Source organism: Actinospineispora spinosispora DSM 44797, from assembly GCF_000429025.1.
GTDB lineage: Bacteria > Actinomycetota > Actinomycetes > Mycobacteriales > Pseudonocardiaceae > Pseudonocardia > Pseudonocardia spinosispora.
Window position 1 is genome coordinate 444,290 of record NZ_KE386833.1, and the last position, 18,748, is coordinate 463,037.

At 69.7% G+C, this 18,748-nt stretch carries 17 protein-coding genes; 5 read left to right on the plus strand and 12 right to left on the minus strand.

Annotated elements, in window-relative coordinates:
• Nucleotides 1-17 precede the first annotated feature (17 nt).
• Nucleotides 18-818: an MOSC domain-containing protein gene (locus G406_RS0125745; RefSeq protein WP_245607214.1), complete on the plus strand. Its 801-nt coding sequence runs from the start codon at nucleotides 18-20 to the stop codon at nucleotides 816-818.
• A complete protein-coding gene (locus G406_RS0125750) occupies nucleotides 815-1,510 on the plus strand; it encodes a hypothetical protein (RefSeq protein ID WP_028935981.1) in 696 nt (231 codons plus the stop codon). Before G406_RS0125745 ends, G406_RS0125750 begins: the two co-directional genes overlap by 4 nt.
• A gap of 8 nt (nucleotides 1,511-1,518) precedes the next feature.
• Here G406_RS0125750 and G406_RS0125755 read toward each other — a convergent pair whose 3' ends face one another.
• A complete protein-coding gene (locus G406_RS0125755; RefSeq protein ID WP_028935982.1) occupies nucleotides 1,519-2,157 on the minus strand; it encodes an HD domain-containing protein in 639 nt (212 codons plus the stop codon).
• Nucleotides 2,158-2,234: 77 nt separating this feature from the next.
• Here G406_RS0125755 and G406_RS0125760 point away from each other — a divergent pair, with 77 nt between their 5' ends.
• Nucleotides 2,235-3,218 carry a GlxA family transcriptional regulator gene (locus tag G406_RS0125760; protein ID WP_051342831.1) on the plus strand — a complete coding sequence of 328 codons (984 nt, stop codon included), beginning with the start codon at nucleotides 2,235-2,237 and terminating at the stop codon, nucleotides 3,216-3,218.
• Here the strand turns inward: G406_RS0125760 and G406_RS49920 are convergent.
• Complete coding sequence (locus G406_RS49920; RefSeq protein ID WP_084216380.1) at nucleotides 3,157-4,035, minus strand: CPBP family intramembrane glutamic endopeptidase; 879 nt, start codon at nucleotides 4,033-4,035, stop codon at nucleotides 3,157-3,159. The genes G406_RS0125760 and G406_RS49920 overlap by 62 nt on opposite strands.
• 93 nt (nucleotides 4,036-4,128) lie before the next feature.
• Here G406_RS49920 and G406_RS49925 point away from each other — a divergent pair, with 93 nt between their 5' ends.
• Nucleotides 4,129-6,477, plus strand: coding sequence for a glycerol-3-phosphate 1-O-acyltransferase (locus G406_RS49925; protein WP_156935169.1), 2,349 nt, complete (start codon nucleotides 4,129-4,131; stop codon nucleotides 6,475-6,477).
• Here G406_RS49925 and G406_RS0125775 read toward each other — a convergent pair.
• From G406_RS0125775 to G406_RS0125790, 4 genes are all read right to left on the minus strand, one after another.
• Entirely contained in the window at nucleotides 6,463-7,068 is a 606-nt protein-coding gene (locus G406_RS0125775) for a TetR/AcrR family transcriptional regulator (protein ID WP_245607215.1), read from the minus strand. The genes G406_RS49925 and G406_RS0125775 overlap by 15 nt on opposite strands.
• 91 nt (nucleotides 7,069-7,159) lie before the next feature.
• Nucleotides 7,160-7,651, minus strand: coding sequence for an SRPBCC family protein (locus G406_RS0125780; protein ID WP_028935985.1), 492 nt, complete (start codon nucleotides 7,649-7,651; stop codon nucleotides 7,160-7,162).
• 60 nt (nucleotides 7,652-7,711) lie between these two features.
• Nucleotides 7,712-8,344: a L,D-transpeptidase gene (locus tag G406_RS49930; protein ID WP_064743026.1), complete on the minus strand. Its 633-nt coding sequence runs from the start codon at nucleotides 8,342-8,344 to the stop codon at nucleotides 7,712-7,714.
• A gap of 129 nt (nucleotides 8,345-8,473) precedes the next feature.
• Nucleotides 8,474-9,481, minus strand: coding sequence for an AraC family transcriptional regulator (locus G406_RS0125790; protein WP_028935986.1), 1,008 nt, complete (start codon nucleotides 9,479-9,481; stop codon nucleotides 8,474-8,476).
• Nucleotides 9,482-9,730: 249 nt separating this feature from the next.
• Between G406_RS0125790 and G406_RS49935 the strand changes: the two genes are divergently transcribed.
• On the plus strand, nucleotides 9,731-11,143 hold the full coding sequence (locus G406_RS49935) for an MCE family protein (RefSeq protein ID WP_245607216.1): 1,413 nt from the start codon (nucleotides 9,731-9,733) through the stop codon (nucleotides 11,141-11,143).
• Nucleotides 11,144-11,149: 6 nt separating this feature from the next.
• On the opposite strand, the gene G406_RS49940 is transcribed toward G406_RS49935, so the two are convergent.
• Genes G406_RS49940 through G406_RS0125825 form a run of 6 tightly spaced genes read right to left on the minus strand, consistent with a single transcriptional unit; the run spans nucleotide 11,150 to nucleotide 18,719 of the window.
• Nucleotides 11,150-12,457 (minus strand): amino acid permease, encoded by a 1,308-nt coding sequence (locus G406_RS49940; RefSeq protein WP_037078877.1) that lies wholly within the window; start codon nucleotides 12,455-12,457, stop codon nucleotides 11,150-11,152.
• Nucleotides 12,458-12,510: 53 nt separating this feature from the next.
• On the minus strand, nucleotides 12,511-13,629 hold the full coding sequence (locus G406_RS49945) for an LLM class flavin-dependent oxidoreductase (RefSeq protein WP_051342689.1): 1,119 nt from the start codon (nucleotides 13,627-13,629) through the stop codon (nucleotides 12,511-12,513).
• Nucleotides 13,626-15,257, minus strand: a complete 1,632-nt coding sequence (locus G406_RS0125810) for a dipeptide ABC transporter ATP-binding protein (RefSeq protein WP_211241291.1) — start codon at nucleotides 15,255-15,257, stop codon at nucleotides 13,626-13,628. Before G406_RS0125810 ends, G406_RS49945 begins: the two co-directional genes overlap by 4 nt.
• Nucleotides 15,257-16,162: an ABC transporter permease gene (locus G406_RS0125815; protein WP_028935988.1), complete on the minus strand. Its 906-nt coding sequence runs from the start codon at nucleotides 16,160-16,162 to the stop codon at nucleotides 15,257-15,259. Before G406_RS0125815 ends, G406_RS0125810 begins: the two co-directional genes overlap by 1 nt.
• Nucleotides 16,159-17,103 carry an ABC transporter permease gene (locus G406_RS0125820; RefSeq protein WP_028935989.1) on the minus strand — a complete coding sequence of 315 codons (945 nt, stop codon included), beginning with the start codon at nucleotides 17,101-17,103 and terminating at the stop codon, nucleotides 16,159-16,161. The genes G406_RS0125815 and G406_RS0125820 overlap by 4 nt, the downstream gene beginning before the upstream one ends.
• Nucleotides 17,103-18,719, minus strand: a complete 1,617-nt coding sequence (locus tag G406_RS0125825) for an ABC transporter substrate-binding protein (protein ID WP_028935990.1) — start codon at nucleotides 18,717-18,719, stop codon at nucleotides 17,103-17,105. The genes G406_RS0125820 and G406_RS0125825 overlap by 1 nt, the downstream gene beginning before the upstream one ends.
• Nucleotides 18,720-18,748 lie beyond the last annotated feature (29 nt).

The window sequence follows — 18,748 nt, forward strand, 5'->3', positions numbered from 1 at the left end:
CGCCGAGGAGGTTGCCGGTGGAGATCGTCGCCCTGTGGCGCTACCCCGTGAAATCGATGCTGGGTGAGCCGTTGACCAGCATGGTGGTCGACGATCAGGGCGCCGAGGGTGATCGTGGCCTGGCGCTCGTCGACGTCGAGACCGGCCGAGTGGCCACCGCGAAGCACCCGCGTCTGTGGCGGGGGTTGCTCCAGTTCTCCGCGAGCGGTGAACCCGGACAGGTGCACATCGAACTGCCCGATGGTCGACGAGTACCGGCCGTTGAACGAGACATCGATGAGCTGCTCTCCGCATTGCTGGGTCGGCAGGTCCACCTGGCGTCCGAGCGGGCCGACGGCGCGGAGGTCGAACGTCCCGCACCGGAGGACGTCCTCGAACACGGCGTCGACGCGCAGGTCGACTTCGTGACGCTGGCGATCTCCGGCGGCACGTCCGGGGCGAAGTTCGTGGACCACTCGCCGCTGCACCTGATCACGACGGCCACGCTGGAGCACATCGGCGCGGAAGCCGTCCGCTATCGGCCGAACCTGGTGGTGGCCTCGCCGCCCGGTCAGCGGCCGTTCGTCGAGAACGACTGGGTGGGGCGGGAGCTGACGGTCGGCGACGTGCGGCTGCGGGTCACACTGCCGACCCCGAGGTGCGCGGTCCCGACGCTGGAGCACGGCGACCTGCCCCGAGCGCCGCACGCCGTCCGGATCCCGATGGCCCGCAACCGGGTCGAGGTTCCCGGGTTCGGCACGCTGCCCTGTGCCGGGGTCTACCTGGAGGTCGTGGACGCCGGCACGATCCGCTCCGGTGACCGGGTCGAGCTGCGGTGAGCGCCGAGCAACCACACCATGAGCTCGACGCCTACCTCGACCGGCTGCGCACCGAGCTCGGCCCGGGCACCGGCTCCGAGGTGACGGACCTGATCGACGAGTGCCGCGACCACGTGCTCAGCCACGCCGAGGAGTCGGTCGCCCACGGCGGATCGCCCCGGTCGGCGATGGTCGAGGCGCTCAGTGACTTCGGCGCGGCGAGCTCCGTGGGCCCGGTGATGCGGGGTGAGCTGCGTCGGCGTCCGCTGCGACGGCTGAGCGCCGCGCTCCTGGCGGCGGGCGCCGTGCTCGGTGCGGGATGGCACTGTGTCATCGCGTTCGGGCCGCCCGCTCCGTGGACCGACGAGGCCCGGCCACTGCGGATCGAGGCGATCCGCGTGGTCGGTCACGTCAGCACGCTCGTCGCGGTCGTGCTCGCGCTGGCAAGCCTCGCGTTGCTGACCGTGCCAGGACGGCTCAACGCCTACTCGACCGCGCGCTCACTGTGCCAGGGGCTGGCGATGCGCGCGTGCGTGATCAGCGTGGTGCTCGGGGTGGTCGCGGCGACCCAGGTGGCGGCCTACCTGCTGTCTCGGGGCACGGTCCGGCCCGAGTCGCTGGCCTGGCCCGCGGTGTGGGCGGCCGTCGGGCTCACGGTGGCGGGCGTCCCGGTCGTCCTACGCCCGCTGCGCACCGTGGTCGCCCTCCGCTGACCCTCCGGTCACTCGGACCAGTCGGAGTTCTTGATCACCTCGACGAAGTCGCCGCGCTGGAAGCCCGGGACGAAATGCTCGAGCACGTCCGCCTTGACGTTGCCGAACGTCGTGTCCGGGCGGTCGGAGATGCCGTCGGTGAACGCGGCCAGAATTCGGTTCTTGAAGTCCGGTCGCGGGTGGACGGCGACGATCGCGGCACGGTCGGCGTCGCTCACCGTGTCGTAGCCGAGGCCCAGCACGTCGAGCTCGACCCCTCGGGTCACCAGCGCGATCTCGGGTTCCATGTGCAGCGGAACCTCGGGTGTGGTGTGCAGCGCGATCGCGGTCCAGACGCGCGCGGCGGGCTCCTGAGCGATCCCGTGGGCGAGCAGGAACCGTCGGGCCTCGTCCGCGCCGTCGATCTCGAAACGCTGGTCGGTGCGGCGGTAGCGTTCGGTCAGACCGAGGTCGTGGAACATCGCTCCCACGTAGAGCAGCTCGGGGTCGAACTCGAGCCCCTGCTGGTGGCCGCGCAGCGAGCCGAACAGGTACACGCGGCGCGAATGGTGGTAGATCAGCTCGGTCGCCACGTCCCGCACCAGCTCGGTGGCCTCGGCGGCCAGCTTGCTGTCCGGGATCGTCACCTGGGCGATGGTCTCGCTCATCGGGGGTCTCCTTCGAATCGGTCACTTCTGGGTGGGACCGATACTCGTCGGATGTATGCATGCGGCACCATGTCTGGATGGACAGCTACCCCACACATCTGGACAAAGGCACGTCGAGGCGTGTGGCCGTGCTGGTGTTCGACGGGGTGACGATGCTCGACGTCAGCGGACCGGCAGAGGTGCTGAGCAAGGCCGCCACGTTCGGGGCGCACTACGAGCTCACCCCGGTCTCACCGGCGGGTGGCGAGGTGCGCACCTCCACCGGGATGGTGCTCGCGGGGACCAGGCGGTTCGACGAGCTGCACGATCTGGACCTGGCGATCGTGGCCGGTAGCGATGACCTCCCGGTCGGGCCGATCGACGAGGAACTGAGCGCCGCGGCTCGCGGGCTGTGTTCCAGGGCGCGAGTGGTGGCTTCGGTGTGCACCGGCGCGTTCGTGCTCGCCGCGATCGGCCTGCTCGACGGGAAGCGGGCGGCGACCCACTGGCGGCACACCGCGACGCTCGCGCGGCGCCATCCCCGGGTCGACGTGCACCCGGACGCGATCTACGTGCGGGATGGAGACGTGCTCACCTCCGCGGGGGTGAGCGCCGGGATCGACCTCGCGCTGGCCGTCGTCGAGCACGATCACGGTGCCGAGACGGCCCGGCAGGTCGCTCGCGAGCTCGTGGTGTTCCTGCAGCGTCCGGGCGGGCAGTCGCAGTTCGGCGCGGCCACCCAAGGGCCGGCACCGCGCAGCGCGCCGCTGCGTGCGTTGCAGGCCGCGATCGTCGCGGAACCGACGGCCAACCACTCGCTGTCGAGTATGGCCGCGCTCGCCGCGATGAGCCCTCGCCAGCTCAGCAGGCTGTTCCACGAGCAGGTCGGCACCACACCGGTGCGCTGGGTGGAATCGGTGCGCCTGGAGACCGCGCAACGGCTGCTGCTGGACGGGTACAGCGTCACGGCGGCGGCCGAGAAGAGCGGCCTCGGCAGCGACGAGACACTGCGCCGGGTGTTCAGCCGTCGTGTCGGCGTCGCGCCGAGCGACTACCGGCAGCGCTTCGCCACCACGAGCTGAGCGTGCGTGGTCCCCACAGGAGGGTCACCGCGCCCGCGACGAGCACCAGGATCACCGCCGTGCTCACCGGGTCGTAGTGGGAGCCGTAGCGGGGGAACAGGGACTCGCTGACGTTGATCATGGCGTGGTGGAGCACGGCGATCGGGACGGCTCCTCCCACCTGGTTGTAGAGCCACACGACGAGGACCCGGCCGGCCACCGAGCCGACGAACTGACCGGTCGTCCAGGCCAGGGTGTGGCCGGACTGTGCGTACCAGGCGACGACGTGCCATACGGCCCAGATCGTGCCGACCACGAGCGCGGATGCGAGCGCCGACCAGCGTCGCGGCAGCGCGTCGATCAGGTAGCCCGACCAGCCGACCTCCTCACCGATGGCACCGGTCAGAAGAGCGCCGCACAGCAGCGCGGCGGTTCCGGGGGAGACCTGCCAGCAGGGGATCTCCGCGCCCATGAGGCGCAGGTAGAGATACGACGTGGTCAGGACGGCGGGCATCAGCAGGAGCGCGACGAGGTACCAGCGGGCGGGGCCGCCGAAATCCACCAGACGCCGCAGCAGCCTCCGCGCTCCGCCGGGCCCGTCGTCCCAGCGGACCAGGATCACAGCCACCAGGAGCGGACAGAACGCCTGCAGCGCGCTGAGCGGCACGTCGATCGGTATCGGCAGGCGGCCGACCACCGAACCGAGGACCCACAGCGGAACCGACGATGCGAACACGAGGACCGTGAACACGACCGGTCGCCGACGGGGCGGCGAACGACGGTCGTTCACGTGACCGGTCACACCTGCCTCCTGGGTAAAGCCCGTGAGTATGGTCATCGGGGTACCGTCGTGCGATGTTTTTCCGACGGTCCGGTTCTGGATCGTGCGGTGTGGCACGAGGTCACGGTGCGATGCGAGATCGGTGGGTGCATGTCGGAACAGCGTGATGGCGTACAGGTCGTGGTGCTCGGTGAGGTCGGCTCACGTACCGAGCGGGAGCTGGTCGAACGCTGGGCGGACACCGAGCATCCCGGCGCCCGGACGGTGCTCGTCGGGTCGCCCACCCCAGGCCCGGATCTGACGCCTGCGCTGGACCGTGACGACGTGCGGATCGTCCCGGCCCGTGTGGTGTGGCTGCCGCCGGAGCAGTCGGGCGGCAAGCGCGGCGGCGCCGTCGAGCTGTTGTCGGTGCTGGCGATGCGGCGCCCCTGGCCGGCGCTGCAGTCGCACGTACTGCGGGGTGCTCCCGGGTCGGCGCGCGTGGTCGCGGGCGCCGAAGCGACCGTGCGCGAGCTGCGTGAGTCCTTCGCCGGTCAGAGCCGGGACGAGGCGGAAGCGGGCTCGTTCGGGAGGTTCGTGCTGCGCCAGGCGACGCTGGCCTGCGATCGTGCCGAGCGCCAGGTCGTCGGCGACCGGTACAAGGTGCCTCGGCTGATGGTCGAGCAGATCACCGCGACCAGCCGGTTCGCCGATCTGGTCGCCCGGCTGGCCAGGACCGAGGAACGACCGCCGCGTGAGGTGGAGGCACGGCTCCGGGAGTGCCTGTCGGAGATGGTCGCGGTGCAGAGCGCGGCGGCGATCGACGCGTTCCGCGCCGCCATGGCGCCGTTGCACTCCAGGGCGTGGCACGTCGAGGTCGACGAGGCGGGGCTCGAACGGCTCCGGGCACTGAACCGGCAGCATTCGCTCGTCTTCCTGCCCTCGCACCGCTCGTACGCCGACCCGTTGCTGTTCGCCGAGGTACTGCACGAGAACGACTTCCCACGCAACCATGTGCTGGGCGGGGACAACCTGTCCTTCTGGCCGATCGGCCCGCTCGGCAAACGGGCCGGGCTGGTGTTCATCCGCAGGACGTTCGGTGCCGACACCGTCTACAAGGCGGCGATCCAGGAGTACCTCGGCCATCTGATGGAGAAGCGGTTCAACCTGGAGTGGTACATCGAGGGCGGACGCACCCGGACCGGCAAGCTGCGCCGGCCCCGGTACGGCCTGCTGCGCTACCTCGCCGCCGCGATGGAGGAACGGCCCGACGTCGACCCGCTGCTGGTCCCGGTGTCCATCGTGTACGACCAGCTGCACGAGGTCGGCGCCATGGCGGCCGAACAGCGCGGTGCCGCGAAGCCCGCCGAGGGATGGCAGTGGCTCGCCCGGTACGTCCGCGACCAGCGTCGCAACATCGGCACCGCACAGCTGCGGATCGGTGAGCCGTTCTCCTTCCGCGAGGCGCTGGCCGAGTCCGATCCCGGTTCGGCACAGCTGGAGAAGGTCGCCTTCCGGGTGTGCGCCGAGATCAATCGGATCACCCCGGTCACCGCGACGTCGCTCGTCACCTTCGCGCTGCTCAGCGCGAGGGACCGGGCGCTCACGCTGCCCCAGATCTGCGACGTGGTCGCACCGCTGGTCGACTACCTGCAGAGCCGCGACATCCCGGTGCCCGCGCAGGACCTGCGCTCGATCGACGGTCTGCGCCGAGCGCTGGACGAGCTGGCCGCCGCCGACGTGGTGGGCCGCTACGAACGGGGCACCGAGCCGGTGTTCTCGGTCCGGCCGGGCCGCCATCACGTCGCGGCCTTCTATCGCAACGGCGCGCTGCACCATCTGGTCAACCGGGCGCTCGTGGAGGTCGCGGGAGTGCGGGCGGCCACCCGGGGCGGGCAGGTTCCCTGGGCGACGGCCTGGGCTGAGCTGCTGCGGCTGCGGGACCTGGTCAAGTTCGAGTTCTTCTTCTCCGACAAGCACGAGCTGCGCTACGAGCTGCGGCGTGAGCTGGAGCTGATCGACCCCGAGTGGCGCTCGCGGGAAGCCACGGCCGACGGTGCTCTGCAGGTGCTGGGCAACGCGAAGTTCTACGTGGCCCACGCGGTGCTCCGGTCCTTCCTCGACGCGCAGCTGGTGGTCGCGGAGCAGCTGTTCTCGCTCGGCGACGACGCGCCAAGGGACTCGGAGAGCTTCCTGGACGACTGCCTGGGGCTCGGCCGCCAGATGTTGCTGCAGCACCGCATCGATCGCGCGGACTCGGTGTCCCGCGAGCTCTACGCGGGTGCGGTGCGTCTCGCGGAGAACCGGAACCTGCTCGGGCCGGGTGGTCCTGAGCTGATCGCGGCCCGGCGCACCTACCGCGCCGAGGTGCGGGCCTTCCTCGGGGCCTTGGCCTACACGGGGGAGATGGAGCACGCGAGGCTGGAGCGGATGCTCGACAGGTCTCAACGCTCACCGGTCTCGCCGGCCGTGGCCGAGCTCGTCGACGATCCGGGGATGGCGGACTCAGGGGCGCAGTGAGTGCAACACCATCGACTGGGCGGTCCTGATGACATCCTCCAGCGATCCGCGCTCCGGCTTCCACCACTCTGCGGCCCAGTTCAACGCACCCAGCACGATCATGCGGGCGACCGAGGGCTCCAGTCCGGAGCGCAGCTGGCCCGCGGTGTCGAGTTCGGTGACCAGGGTGCGCCAGATGTCGTTGTAGTGGGTGATCTCCGCGAGCGCCCGTTTGCTCACCTGCTCGGGCAGCTGGTTGCCGTTGCGAATGATCGACTTGGCGTAGTCGGAGATCTCCAGCTCGTGCCGCAGGTGGGCCTCGACGGCGGCGGAGATCCGTTCGACGGGTGTCGCGTCCGAGGGCAGCCCGGCGAGGACCTCGTCCAGATGGGCGCGCATCGCCGCCGCACCGACGAACATGACCTCCTCGATGAGGTCTTCCCGTGACGGGTAGTAGTAGTAGATGGCGGGCGCCTGGACGTTCGCCCGCTCCGCGATGTCCGAGAGCCGGGTGCCGGCGAAGCCCTTCTCGGCGAGAACCTGTGCCGCGGCGTCGAGCAGCCTCTCACGGGTCCGGTTCGACTTGGCGGTCGAGGAATCCGGATCGGTCACGGCATTGCTCCGGCGAGGCACCCCACGATCGTAAGTTAGCCCATCCTGGGAACCCAGCCACCAGGCCGCATTAATCTAATCTAAAGACGAATCAGGTGGCGCTCCGAGTCGCTGTCTCCAGGTTGTCCAGGGTGTCCGCCAGCTGCTCTTCGCTCACCCGAGGATACAGAGGGAGCGCGTCGGCGTCGGTCACGCCGCTCCAGTCGTAGATGTGGGTCACCAGGGTGTGACCGTCCGGCGTGGGTTCCAGGCGCCACTCGAACCGATGTCCGCTCGGGTCGAGCGGGCCGATCACGTGCTCCAGTGCACCCGGTGGATGGATGGCCGGGGCCCAGGCAATGTGGCGGTTGCGCTCGAAGACCACCACCTCGCTGCGCATCTGGTAGTCGCCGAGGCCGTCCTGGTTCATGTTCATCACGAACGCCTGGCCGGTTCCGGTCACGATGGCACCCGACTCCAGACCTCGCAGCATGCCCGCGCCGTCCAGCTCAGTGTGCCGCGCCGGATCCGAGAGCAGGCTGAAAATCTGCTCCGGTGACGCCGGGATCCTACGTTGAACCTGCAGTCGTCTGTCGCCGCTCAACTGTGCCTCCCTCATCTGTGAGGGATTCAGTATAAGGTTTAGGCAGGGTCTGTTCGGTGCTCAGTCGCCCGACGGCGAGAGCAGCGAGGAGCGCGGCGAAGCGGTCGGCTTGGGGCTGGGCTTGGCCGACGTTGTGGGCTCGCTGGACGGGGTCGCCTCGGGCTCGGCGTCACCGTCGGTGGCCGGCTTGGTGCTCGGCGCCTTGGCGCGCACCTGCACCTGGTCACCGATCTTCAGGTTGTCGTAGAAGACGATCGCGTCCTGGTCGTCCAGGTGGACACAACCGGCGGACGCCCTGCTCAGGCTGCCGCCGTGGAACGCGACGCCGCCTTCGGCGAAGAACACCGAGTAGGGCATCGGGGTGCCGACCGACTCGGTCGACACGTGGTTGCGGTCCTTCCACTGCACCTTGAAGGTGCCGACCGGCGTCTCCTTGCCGGGGCCGCCGGAGCTCGTCTTGACCGGGCCGTAGGTGATCTTGCCGTTCTCCAGTAGCCACGCCTTCTGGGCCAGGAGATCGACGCAGGCCTTTGCGGTGCTCGTGCACGGGGTATCGGCGAACGTGCCCTCGTCAGCGGGTGCGGCGGACGCGGGAGTCGCCACGGAGGCGAATCCGGCCAGTCCCAGTCCGACCAGTACGGCGACCGTGGCGCCGACCGCGACGAATCGAACCCCACCCGAGTTGCGGCCCACCCGTTTCCTCCCGTGTACTCCCAGGGGTCAACGACTGACACCCACAACGGTCACTGACAACTCAACGCCGATGACTGATAACACACTGTAAGCGAGGGCGGTCCCCGTCCGTGTGTCAGGGTCGGTGTGTCATGGTTCGGACCGTAACCGCAGTGTATGACCGGGCACCTCGCCGAACTTCGCGCGGTAGGCGGCCGCGAAGTGCCCGTGGTGGATGAAGCCCCACCGCGATGCCACCTCCGTCACCGTGACGTCGGACGGTGCCCCGGAGAGCAGTTCGGCGTGCACCCTGGCGAGGCGGATGCCGCGCAGATAACGCATCGGAGACGTCCCGGTCGACTTGGCGAACGCGTCCTGCAGCGCCCGAACGCTCAGATGGACACTGCCCGCCAGCTCTCCGACGGTCCACGGATGCGCCGGTCGTTCCTGGAGGAGCTCGATCGCCGCACGTACCGCGCGGGGTGACGCCGATGCCGCCGGCGCCTCCAGCTCCTGGCTGTAGTTGTGCCGCTGGGTCACCAGCAGGCTGTCGACGAGCAGGTTCTCCAACGTGCCGATGGTGAGCGGGTGCAGCGGTCGCCCGTTTGAGCGGTCCGCCTCGTTGAGCACCAGACGCAGCGCGTCCAACCAGCCCCGGCTGGCGAGCGAGGTCAGGTCCATCTCCATGTCGAACTCGACCGACTCGCCGAGGGTGTGGCCGAGATGTCGTTCCAGCTCACGCTCGATGCTGGAGCGTGGAATCAGGAGACAGATCTGCGCGCAGCCGCCGTCCCAGACCAGATCGGCCTCCGGTGTCGGACTGAACACCCCGGCGACGCCCGGTGTCGTATGCACGACGTGCCGGCCTTCGCGAAAAATGGCGTTTCCGACGAGCGGGATATTGACGTAGTAACTGTCCGTCGCGCTCGTGATGACATGCACGGCGGAACCGAAACGGACATAGCTCGTGGTGAGGGAGCCCACGTCGACCGCATTCATGTGCATGTCGAACGCAGTGGCCGGGATTGCCGTGCGCATTCGAACCGGAACCCGGGGGAGTATCCGCTCCAGCACCTCGGTGGCCTGCGAAATGTCGTTCGTTCGGGCCACCGGGTAGCCGGCGAGCTCCTCCTCGACATCGTCGTCGATCACCGTCATCCGAACCTCCCGTGCACTGCCTAGGAGAGAAACTAACCCAGGCTTAATTCTGGTCGCGCGGTGCCCCCGCGAATCAGACGTACAGCGTAAATATGACGGGTTGGCGCGCTTTTCGGATCGCGCCCGGCATATCCGCGTGTATTGGATGTCAGGACCGGTCGGGATGGGGTTCGAACCGGTTCAGTGATCATGATTCGAGGAGTAACACCACATGTTGACCGTGCTGACCTGTCCGGACGGACATCGACCGTGAGCGAGCGGATGCACCGGATGGGACGGACGTTCGAGCGGGTCAGGACCGAGCCGGGCCTGGCCAAGAACACGATCGTGGTGCTCGCACTCGTCGTCGTCGCCGGCGTGGTCGGCGGAATCCTCCTCGCCAACCAACGGTTCGTGGTGCCGTGGGACGACCGGCAGGTGTTCTACGCGGAGTTCGAGGCGGCCCCGGGCATCAGCCCGGGCAACGGCCAGGAGGTCCGGGTCGCCGGGGTGAACGTCGGCTCGATCGTCGGTGCGCAGGTCGGCTCCCAGGGGCGCGCGATGCTGACGATGTCGATCGAGCGGGGTCATCGCGTGTTCGAGAACGCGAGGCTCGTGCTGAGGCCGAAGAGCCCGTTGAACGAGATGTACGTGACGGTCGCGCCGGGCGGCCCGCCCGCGAAGGAGATCCGGGACGGCCACGTGTTCCCGGTCTCCAGTACCCAGCGACCGATCCAGGTCGACGAGGTGCTCGACCATCTCGACGACGGTGCTCAGCGCGCTCTGACCTCGTTGCTCGCCGAGTCGGACGTTGCGCTGACGGCCGCGGCGAGCAGGCTGCCTCAGGGGCTCGACGCGACGCGGGGCGTCGCCAATGACCTCAGGCCGGTCACCGAGGAGCTGGCGCGGCGCAAGGAGCTGATCCGTCGCCTGATCACGTCTCTCGGGCAGATCTCCGCCGCGGTGGGTGGCGATGACCAGCGGGTCAGCGCGCTGGCGGCCGCGTTGCAGACCACACTCCGGTCGCTCGCCGACCATGATCCGAAGCTCGACGAGTCGTTGGCCGCGCTTCCCGGCCTGGTCAGCAACCTGCACCGGTCGACCGACTCCGTGCAGGGGCTCTCGGACCAGCTCGATCCCACGCTGCGCAATCTGCAGCGCGCCTCGGACGAGCTCCCGGACGCGTTGGGCCGTCTGCGGGACACCTCGGACCGGATCGACGACGTGGTCGATGCGGCACGGCCGTTCGTGCGGGAGGCCCGGCCGGTACTGCGGGACCTGCGACCGTTCACCGCCGAGCTGAACCGTGCCCTTCCCGAGCTGCACGGCGCGACCCGAGAGTTGGACCCGCTGACGAACGGACTCGTCCCATACCTGCCTGACCTGGCCGCGTTCACGATCCAGACCCGGTCCCTGATGGGCTTCGACGATGCGAACGGCGGCTACCTTCGCTCGTTCCTGGAGTCCAGCCCCCGGTCGCTTCCGCCGGTGCTGGGACCGAACAACGGTGTCAAACCCGTGCCCGCGCCTGCCCTGGACAGCGGAACCACGACACTGCAGAAGTCGGTCCCGAGGGGCCCGGGTAGCCGTCCCTCGCTGCCCCAGGACGGCTCGATCCCGGAGAAGCGCCAGGACAATGAGCCCGACGACGTGCAGCGGCTCGTCCCGCCCCTGCCCGGCTGAGCCGGGTCAGCTGCTCCGGCTCCTCGACACCCGGAGCTGATAGGCACCGAGCAGTACCGCGACCGTGAGCAGGCTCAGGAAGAACTGCGAGCGGGTGTCCGGCAGGACGGCCATCGCGAGGATGACCGCCGCCATCGCGGCGATCGTCAGGTAGCTGCTCCACGGGAACAACCACATCGTCAGCGGCAGCGTGGTGCCGTCGCGCTCGGCACGCCGACGGCTGACGATCTGGGACACCGCGATCATCAGGTAGACGAACAGCGCGACCGCTCCGTAGGAGTTGACGATGAACGCGAACACCCGGTCCGGCGAGACGTACTCGAAGACCACCGAGATGAACCCGACGACGGTGCCCGCGAGGATCGCCCTCGTGGGCACCCCGTTCGAGCTGAGCCTGGTGAGGCCACTGGGCGCGTCGCCGTTCCTGGTGAGCGCGAACAGCATGCGGGACGTGGTGTAGAGCGCGGAGTTGAGGCAGGACAGGACCGCGACGAGCACGACGGCGTTCATGATCGTCTCGACGGCGGGGATGTGCAGGGCGCCCAGGACCGCCGCGTACGGGCTGACCTTGATCCCCGCGTCGTCCCACGGCAGGACCGACACCACGATGAAGACCGACAGCACGTAGAAGGCCAGCACCCGTAGCACGATCGACCGCATCGCCCTGGCCACGGCCTTCGCCGGTTCGGTCGACTCGGCCGCGGCGATCGTGACGATCTCCGCGCCGGTGTAGAAGCCGATGCAGGGCACCACGGCGGCCAGCACGGCGGCCCATCCGTGGGGCGCGAACCCACCGTGGTCCACCAGGTTGGCCACGCCGGGCGTCGAGCCCGGCCACAGCCCGGTCAGGTACAGGACGCCGAGGAACAGGAACACGACGATCGCGGCGACCTTGATCCCGGAGAACCAGTACTCGAACTCGCCGTAGGACCGCGCGGAGATCAGGTTGGTCCCGGTCAGCAGCGCCATCAGCACGAGGCACGTGGCCCACTGCGGCACCTGGGGCAGCCATAATCCGACGATGCGCGCTCCGGCCACCGCCTCCAGCGCCACGACGATCACGAAGAAGTACCAGTACATCCAGCCGACGACGAAGCCGGCGCGTGGGCCGAGCGCGTCCCTCGCGTAGACGTAGAACGAGCCGACAGCGGGCTTCGCCACGGCCATCTCGGCGAGCATCCGCAGCACCGCGACGATGATCAGGCCGGCGACCAGGAACGAGATGACCACGGCCGGGCCGGTCGCGTTGATGACCACGCCGCTGCCGACGAACAACCCGGCCCCGATCACACCGCCGAGCGCGATCAGGTTCATGTGGCGGCGTCGCAGCGACCGACGCAGGTCGGTCGGCCTGTCCTGGGTGGTCGTCATGCCGGCTGTCCCGTCGAGGTCAGGCGCTCGTCAGCGGACGCGGGTGTGGACAGCTGACGCTCCAGCGGGATGGCTGAGGCGAACGGGCGGCTGGGGATGTCCCGGCGCAGCAACGGCGCCACGTCGCTCTGGAACAGCTCAAGCGATCGGCGGTGCTCGTCCGGGGTGAGACCGTCGCCGTCGGCGTGCAGGTGGATGACCTCGTGCCCGAACGCCTCGTGGTAGCGGTGGACCTTCTCCAGCACCTGGGCAGGGCTGCCGACCAGTGCCGAGCTGCGCTCGACGAAATCCTCCAGGGTGGGGAAGACGACCGGCAGACCCAGCCGCTCGAACGAGGCGAGCCGCGCCTGGTAGATCGGGCGGTAGGTGTCCAGGGCCTCCTGGGAGGTCCGCGCCAGGTAGAAGCCCGCGGTTCCGGCGCCGACCAGCGCATCCGCCGGGTCGTAGCCGTGGTGCGCCCAGCGTTCCCGGTAGTGGTCGACGAGCTCGGCGTACGGTTCGATCGAGTTGGTGACGTTCGCGGAGAACAGCGGGTCACCGTACTTCGCCGCCAGCTCGACCGACTCGCGGCTGGTCGCGCTGCCGTGCCAGATGCGGATCGGCTGCTGCAGCGGTCTCGGCCACACCTCGGCATCGGCCAGCGCGGGACGGAAGTGACCTTCCCAGGTGACCTTGTTCTCCCGCCACAGCCTGCGGAACAGCTCGTAACCCTCCCGGTTGCGGTCCCACTGGTCCTGCGCCGTCACGTGGAACAGCTCGGCCTGTGCCGAGCCGTTGCCCTTGCCGATGATCAGCTCGATCCGCCCGTCGGACAGGTGATCGAGCGTCGAGTAGTCCTCGAAGGCGCGCACCGGATCGAGCAGGCTCAACGTGGTGACGCCGGTGAACAGCCGGATTCGGCTGGTCCGCGCCGCAATGTGGCTGAGCACCACCGGTGGGGCCGAGGAGAAGAACGGGCGCTCGTGGCGCTCTCCGACCGCGTAGCCGTCGAAGCCCAGCTCCTCGGCGAGCACCGCGTGGTCGACGACCCTGCGGAACCGCTCGTGCGCGCTGGGAGTGCGCCCGGTGACCGGGTCCGGACCGTTGGAGATCAGGGTCAGTACCAGGAACTTCATCGGTTCTCCTCATCAGGTGCGGTCAGCGCGAAGGTGCCGGCGATCGAGGCCAGCAGGTCACGGGTGTACTGCTCGCGGGGTGCCGCGAAGAGGTCCTGGGTCGGGCGCAGTTCCAGGAGCCGTCCGTGGCGCATCACCCCGACGCGGTGCGCGATCTGGCGCACCACCGCCAGGTCGTGGGAGATGAACAGGTAGCTCAGTCCCGCCTCGCGCTGCAGCTCGGCCAGCAGCTGCAGCACCTGTGCCTGGACCGAGACGTCCAGCGCGGACACCGGCTCGTCGCACACGACGAGCTCGGGCGAGAGGGCGAGCGCGCGGGCGATGGCGACCCGCTGGCGTTGGCCGCCGGACAGCTCGACCGGTCGACGAGCCGCCGTCGACGCGGCCAACGCGACCCGGTCGAGCAGCTCGGCCGCACGTTCGCGCCGCGCCGAGGCGGTTCCGACGTCGAACGCGCGCAACGGCTCGACGAGGATCTGCTCGACGGTGAACGTCGGGTCGAGCGAGGCGTACGGGTTCTGGTAGATGAGCTGCGCGCGACGGCGCAGCTCGCGCCACTGCCGGCCCCGCGCGGTCGTGACGTCGACACCACCGAAGCGCACCTGGCCCTTGGTCGGATCGGCCAGCCGCAGCAGCAGCCGGGCGGTGGTCGACTTGCCCGACCCGGACTCGCCGACCAGTGCCAGCGTCTCGCCGCGACCGACGGTGAAGCTCACGTCGTCCACGGCGCGCACCACACCCCGGCGACCGCCGACGCGCGGTAGAGGGAACTCCTTGACCAGGTTGACGACCTCGGCAACCGGAGTGGGATCGGTCACCGCGACGGGCGGCGCGGTGACCGTGGCCCGTCCGGGCACGCTGTCGATCAAGAGACGTGTGTAGGCGGTCGACGGGTTCGACAGGACCTGGTGGACGGGTCCCTGCTCGACGATCCGGCCCTGCCGCATGACGACCACCCGGTCGGCGCGGTCGGCCGCGACGCCCAGGTCGTGGGTGACCAGCAGGACCGAGGTGTCCGTACGGGCCGTGAGCCGCTGCAGCTCGTCGAGGATCCGGCGTTGCACGGTGACGTCGAGTGCACTGGTCGGCTCGTCCGCGATGACCAGGTCGGGGCCGGCGGCGATCGCGACGGCGATCAGGACACGCTGTCGCATCCCACCGGACAACGTGTGCGGGTAGCGCCGCGCGGTCAGCTCCGGGTCCGGCAGCCCGACCGTGCCGAGGAGCTCGACCGCATCCAGCCATGCGCCGCGCCGATCGGCCAGCCGGTGCCTCCGCAGCACCTCGGCGACCTGGGCGCCGACGGTTCTGACCGGGTTCAGCGAGATCGTCGGATCCTGCGGCACCAGCCCGATCCGGCGTCCCCTGATCGCACGGAGGCGTTTCTCGCCGAGTGTCGTGAGCTCGTCGCCGTCCAACCTGATGCTGCCGCCGTCGACCCGGCCGTTGCTCGGCAACAGCCCGATGACGGCGTGGGCGAGGGTGCTCTTGCCCGAGCCCGACTCGCCGACCACCGCGACGACCTCGCCCTTGGCGACGCTCAGCGACACGCCCCGGAGCGCTTCCACAGTCCCGGATGCCGTCCGGTAGGAGACGCGCAGCCGGTCGATGTCCACGAGAGGTTCGATCACCGGAATCTGCCCCACTCGCCGTCGATCGCCCTGGACACCCGGTTGACCGCGAGCACCGTGGCGGCGATGGCGAAGCCGGGCATCGCGCACAGCCACCACGACCTGGCGAGGTAGTTGCGGCCGTCGGCGATCAGGGCGCCCCACTCGGGAGCGGGTGGCGGGGTGCCGTAGCCCAGGAAGCTCAGCGAGGACACCTGGAGGATCGCCAGGCCGAACTCCAGGACGGCGAGCACCAGGACCGGCCCGACGGCGTTGGGCAGGACGTGCCGCCAGAGCGTCGTGTACCAGCGCGTACCGAGCGAGCGTGCCGCTTCGACGAACTCGGACTGCCGGATGCGCAGTGTCTCCGCGCGCATCACCCTGGCGAAGCCGGCCACACCCGCGACACCGACCGCGACGGCCACCTTGCCGGTCCCGTAGCCGAGCGCGGTGATGAGCGTCAGTGACAGCAGTATCGGCGGGATGGACAGCAGGACGTCGACGACACGCATGAGCCCTTCGTCGACCCAGCGGCCGACGAAGCCGGCGAGCAGGCCGATCAGTCCGCCCACGACGAGACCGATGGCCACCGCGATGACCGTCGCGCGCAACGACAGCGATGCACCGTGCACGACGCGGGTGAACACGTCGCGGCCCAGGTAGTCGGTGCCGAACAGATGGGTGAGATCGGGCGCCCGCAGCCGCTGTGCGGGTATGCCGGTCAGCGGGTTGCCCGGTGCGAGCACCCGGGGCGCGAAGGCAGCGCACAGAACGAGCGCGAGGTAGACGACGGAGACGACGAGGCCGGGTCTGGTGGCGAGGAAGCGAGCGGCGCGGCCGACTCTGTCCCGAGGGCTGGTCGCCTCGGACCGTTCGATGGGGCCCGCGTCGCGCGCTGTGGGAAGGACGGCGAGTTCGGTCATGACGTGGCTCCCACCGTGATGCGGGGATCGAGCAACGGATAGGCCAGATCGACCAGCAGGTTCACCACGACGTAGACCAGCGCGGCGAACAGCACGATGCCCTGTACCAGCGGAATGTCCTGGACACCGACGGCGGACACGGTGAGCCGGCCGAGGCCGGGGCGGGTGAACACGGTCTCGACGACGACCGTCCCGGCCAGCAGGCTGCCCGTCACGTGGCCGAGCGCGGTCATCGCCGGCATGGCCGCGTTGCGCAGCGCATGGCCGAGCTGGATCGACACCCTGCCCACGCCCTTGGCTCGCGCCGTGACGATGTAGGGCGACTCGAGGGCCTGGGCCAGGCTCTTGGCGAGCACCTGCGCGATGACGGCCCCGGTGGGCAGTCCTAGCGTGATCGCGGGCAACACGACCGACTCCGCGCCGCGCGCCCCGACCGAGGGCAGCAGCCGCAGCTGGAAGGAGAACAGCTGGACCAGCATCAACCCGACCCAGAAGACCGGCAACGACACCGCGAGCGACGGCAGCGACATGAGCAGCTGGCGTAGCCAGCGCAGGGTGGTGTATGTGGCGACCAGCGCCAGTCCCGCCCCGAACACGACGGCGAACACCAGCCCGGCCACCGCGATCTCCAGCGTGGGCGGCAGCGCGTGCTCGATCTGGCCGCGCACGTCCAGCCCGCTGGACAGCGAGGTACCGAGGTCGCCGTGCAGGGCCGCGACGAGCCGGTGCCAGTACTGGACGACCAACGGTTGGTCGAGGCCGTACCGGGCGCGCAGCTCGTCGAGCTGGGCCGGGCTGAGCGGCTCACCGTCCGGGCCGCCACCCGCCATGATCGCAACCGGGTCGCTGGGGAGCAGGTAGAGCATCAGGAAGGACACGGTGAAGGCGGCCCATCCGACGCCGAGCGCGAAGCCGATCCGGCGAAGCAGGTAGCGGCCCATCAGTCCTGCGCCTTCCAGACATCGGACAGGGTGACCCGCGACGACGCGTCGAACCGGATGCCCTGGACACCGGGGGCGACGCCGAGGACGGTGCTCAGCTCCACCACCGGGACGGTGGTGTAGTCCGTCAGGAGCAGTTGCTGGGCCTGTGCCACCAGCTGTGCCCGCCGGTTCGGGTCGGTCGCCGAGGCCTGCCCGGTGAGCGGGATGTCCAGCGGGCCGGGTGGGAGGCGGTAGTAGTTCGCGCCGCCACTGAAGAAGTAGGTGCGCAGGATGTCCGGGTCCGCCCTGGTGATATTGCCCCACAGCGCCTCGAAGTCGCCGCTGGTCTGGATCTGGGGGAGATCCGAGATGGGGCGTTGGATGATGCGCAGCTCGATCCCGGCACGCCGGGCTTGTTGCTGGATCAGCTCCAGCGCCGGTTTGTTGGTCGCGGCGTTGGCGGAGAACGTGATGCTGAACGAGAGCTTGGTCCCGTCCTTCGCCCTGACGCCGTCCGGTCCGGAGTGCCACCCGGCGGCGTCGAGTGTCGCGTTCGCGGCCTGAAGGTCGAAGCCGAGCGCGGCGGGCGTGTAGTCCGGGGTGGTCGAGGCCAGCACGCCGGTCGCGGGCTTCGTGTGGCTGGTGAACACCGAGGACGCGACCTCGGCGCGGTCGATGGCCAGCGACAGCGCCCGGCGAACCGAGGGATCGGACACCAGCGGCTTGGACAGGTTGAAGCTGATGCCGAACGGCAGCCCGGGGTTGGCGCGGTCGACCAAGCGGATGCCGGCGTCGGTCAGCGGCAGCTCGTCCTGCTGCCCGATGCTGCCGATGGCGTCGACCTCACCGGACTCGACGCTGCCGGTACGCACGCCGGACTCGGGCACGATCTGGAACTCGATCGCGTTCAGGTGCGCCTCACCGGGATGGGCCCACAGCGGGGAGCCCCAGTGATAACCGGGCCGCCGGTGCAGGGTGATCGTCTGGTTCTGCACATACCCGGCCAGCACGAACGGGCCGGAGCCGACGGTCTGCCGGCAGCGCTCGTCGTCGGAGCGGGCGAGTGCGGAGGCGGAGAGCAACCCGAGGCTGACCGTCGACGTGCCCTGCAGGAACTGCACGTTCGGGGTGGCGAAGTGCACGGTCAGCTGAGTCGGGCTGGACACCGTGCTGCCCTGGTAGCCGGCCAGGTAGCCCTTGGCCAGGGTCGCCCGGGCTCCCAGCTGCCCCACCCGGTCGAAGTTGGCCTTGACCACGTCGGCGGTCAGCGGTGATCCGTCGCTGAACATGACGTCGGGGCGCAGCGTGAACGTGTAGGCCGTCGCATCGGGATTGGTCTGCCACTCGGTGGCGAGCCATGGGGTGATGCGTCCGGTCGCGGGGTCCTGGTCGGTCAGCGAGTCGACCAGCTGCCTGGTCGCGTAGATCGTGTCGTTGCTGGTGACCTGCTGCGGATCGAGGCAGCCCTGGTCGCTGGACACCGCGAACCGCAGGGTGCCGCCCGATCTCGGCGGGCCGGCGGGCGCCTCGGCGCCGTCCGGGCGCGCGGGTCCGCAGGCGAGGAGCGTCAGCGCGGTGAGGAGCAGTATCCCGACTAGGAGCGGCCGTGGTCGACCGGTGTCCACGGTGGACATGGGGGAGTCACTTTCTTGACGGCGATCAT

Excerpts from the sequence above, each read along its gene's own strand:
- G406_RS0125815 (WP_028935988.1), bottom strand. The coding sequence starts at position 16,162 with ATGACCGAACTCGCCGTCCTTCCCACAGCGCGCGACGCGGGCCCCATC.
- G406_RS49925 (WP_156935169.1), top strand. The coding sequence starts at position 4,129 with ATGTCGGAACAGCGTGATGGCGTACAGGTCGTGGTGCTCGGTGAGGTC.
- G406_RS0125760 (WP_051342831.1), top strand. The coding sequence starts at position 2,235 with ATGGACAGCTACCCCACACATCTGGACAAAGGCACGTCGAGGCGTGTG.
- G406_RS0125825 (WP_028935990.1), bottom strand. The coding sequence starts at position 18,719 with ATGTCCACCGTGGACACCGGTCGACCACGGCCGCTCCTAGTCGGGATA.
- G406_RS0125820 (WP_028935989.1), bottom strand. The coding sequence starts at position 17,103 with ATGGGCCGCTACCTGCTTCGCCGGATCGGCTTCGCGCTCGGCGTCGGA.
- G406_RS0125755 (WP_028935982.1), bottom strand. The coding sequence starts at position 2,157 with ATGAGCGAGACCATCGCCCAGGTGACGATCCCGGACAGCAAGCTGGCC.
- G406_RS49940 (WP_037078877.1), bottom strand. The coding sequence starts at position 12,457 with ATGAACCTGATCGCGCTCGGCGGTGTGATCGGGGCCGGGTTGTTCGTC.
- G406_RS49945 (WP_051342689.1), bottom strand. The coding sequence starts at position 13,629 with ATGAAGTTCCTGGTACTGACCCTGATCTCCAACGGTCCGGACCCGGTC.
- G406_RS49920 (WP_084216380.1), bottom strand. The coding sequence starts at position 4,035 with ATGACCATACTCACGGGCTTTACCCAGGAGGCAGGTGTGACCGGTCAC.
- G406_RS0125790 (WP_028935986.1), bottom strand. The coding sequence starts at position 9,481 with ATGACGGTGATCGACGACGATGTCGAGGAGGAGCTCGCCGGCTACCCG.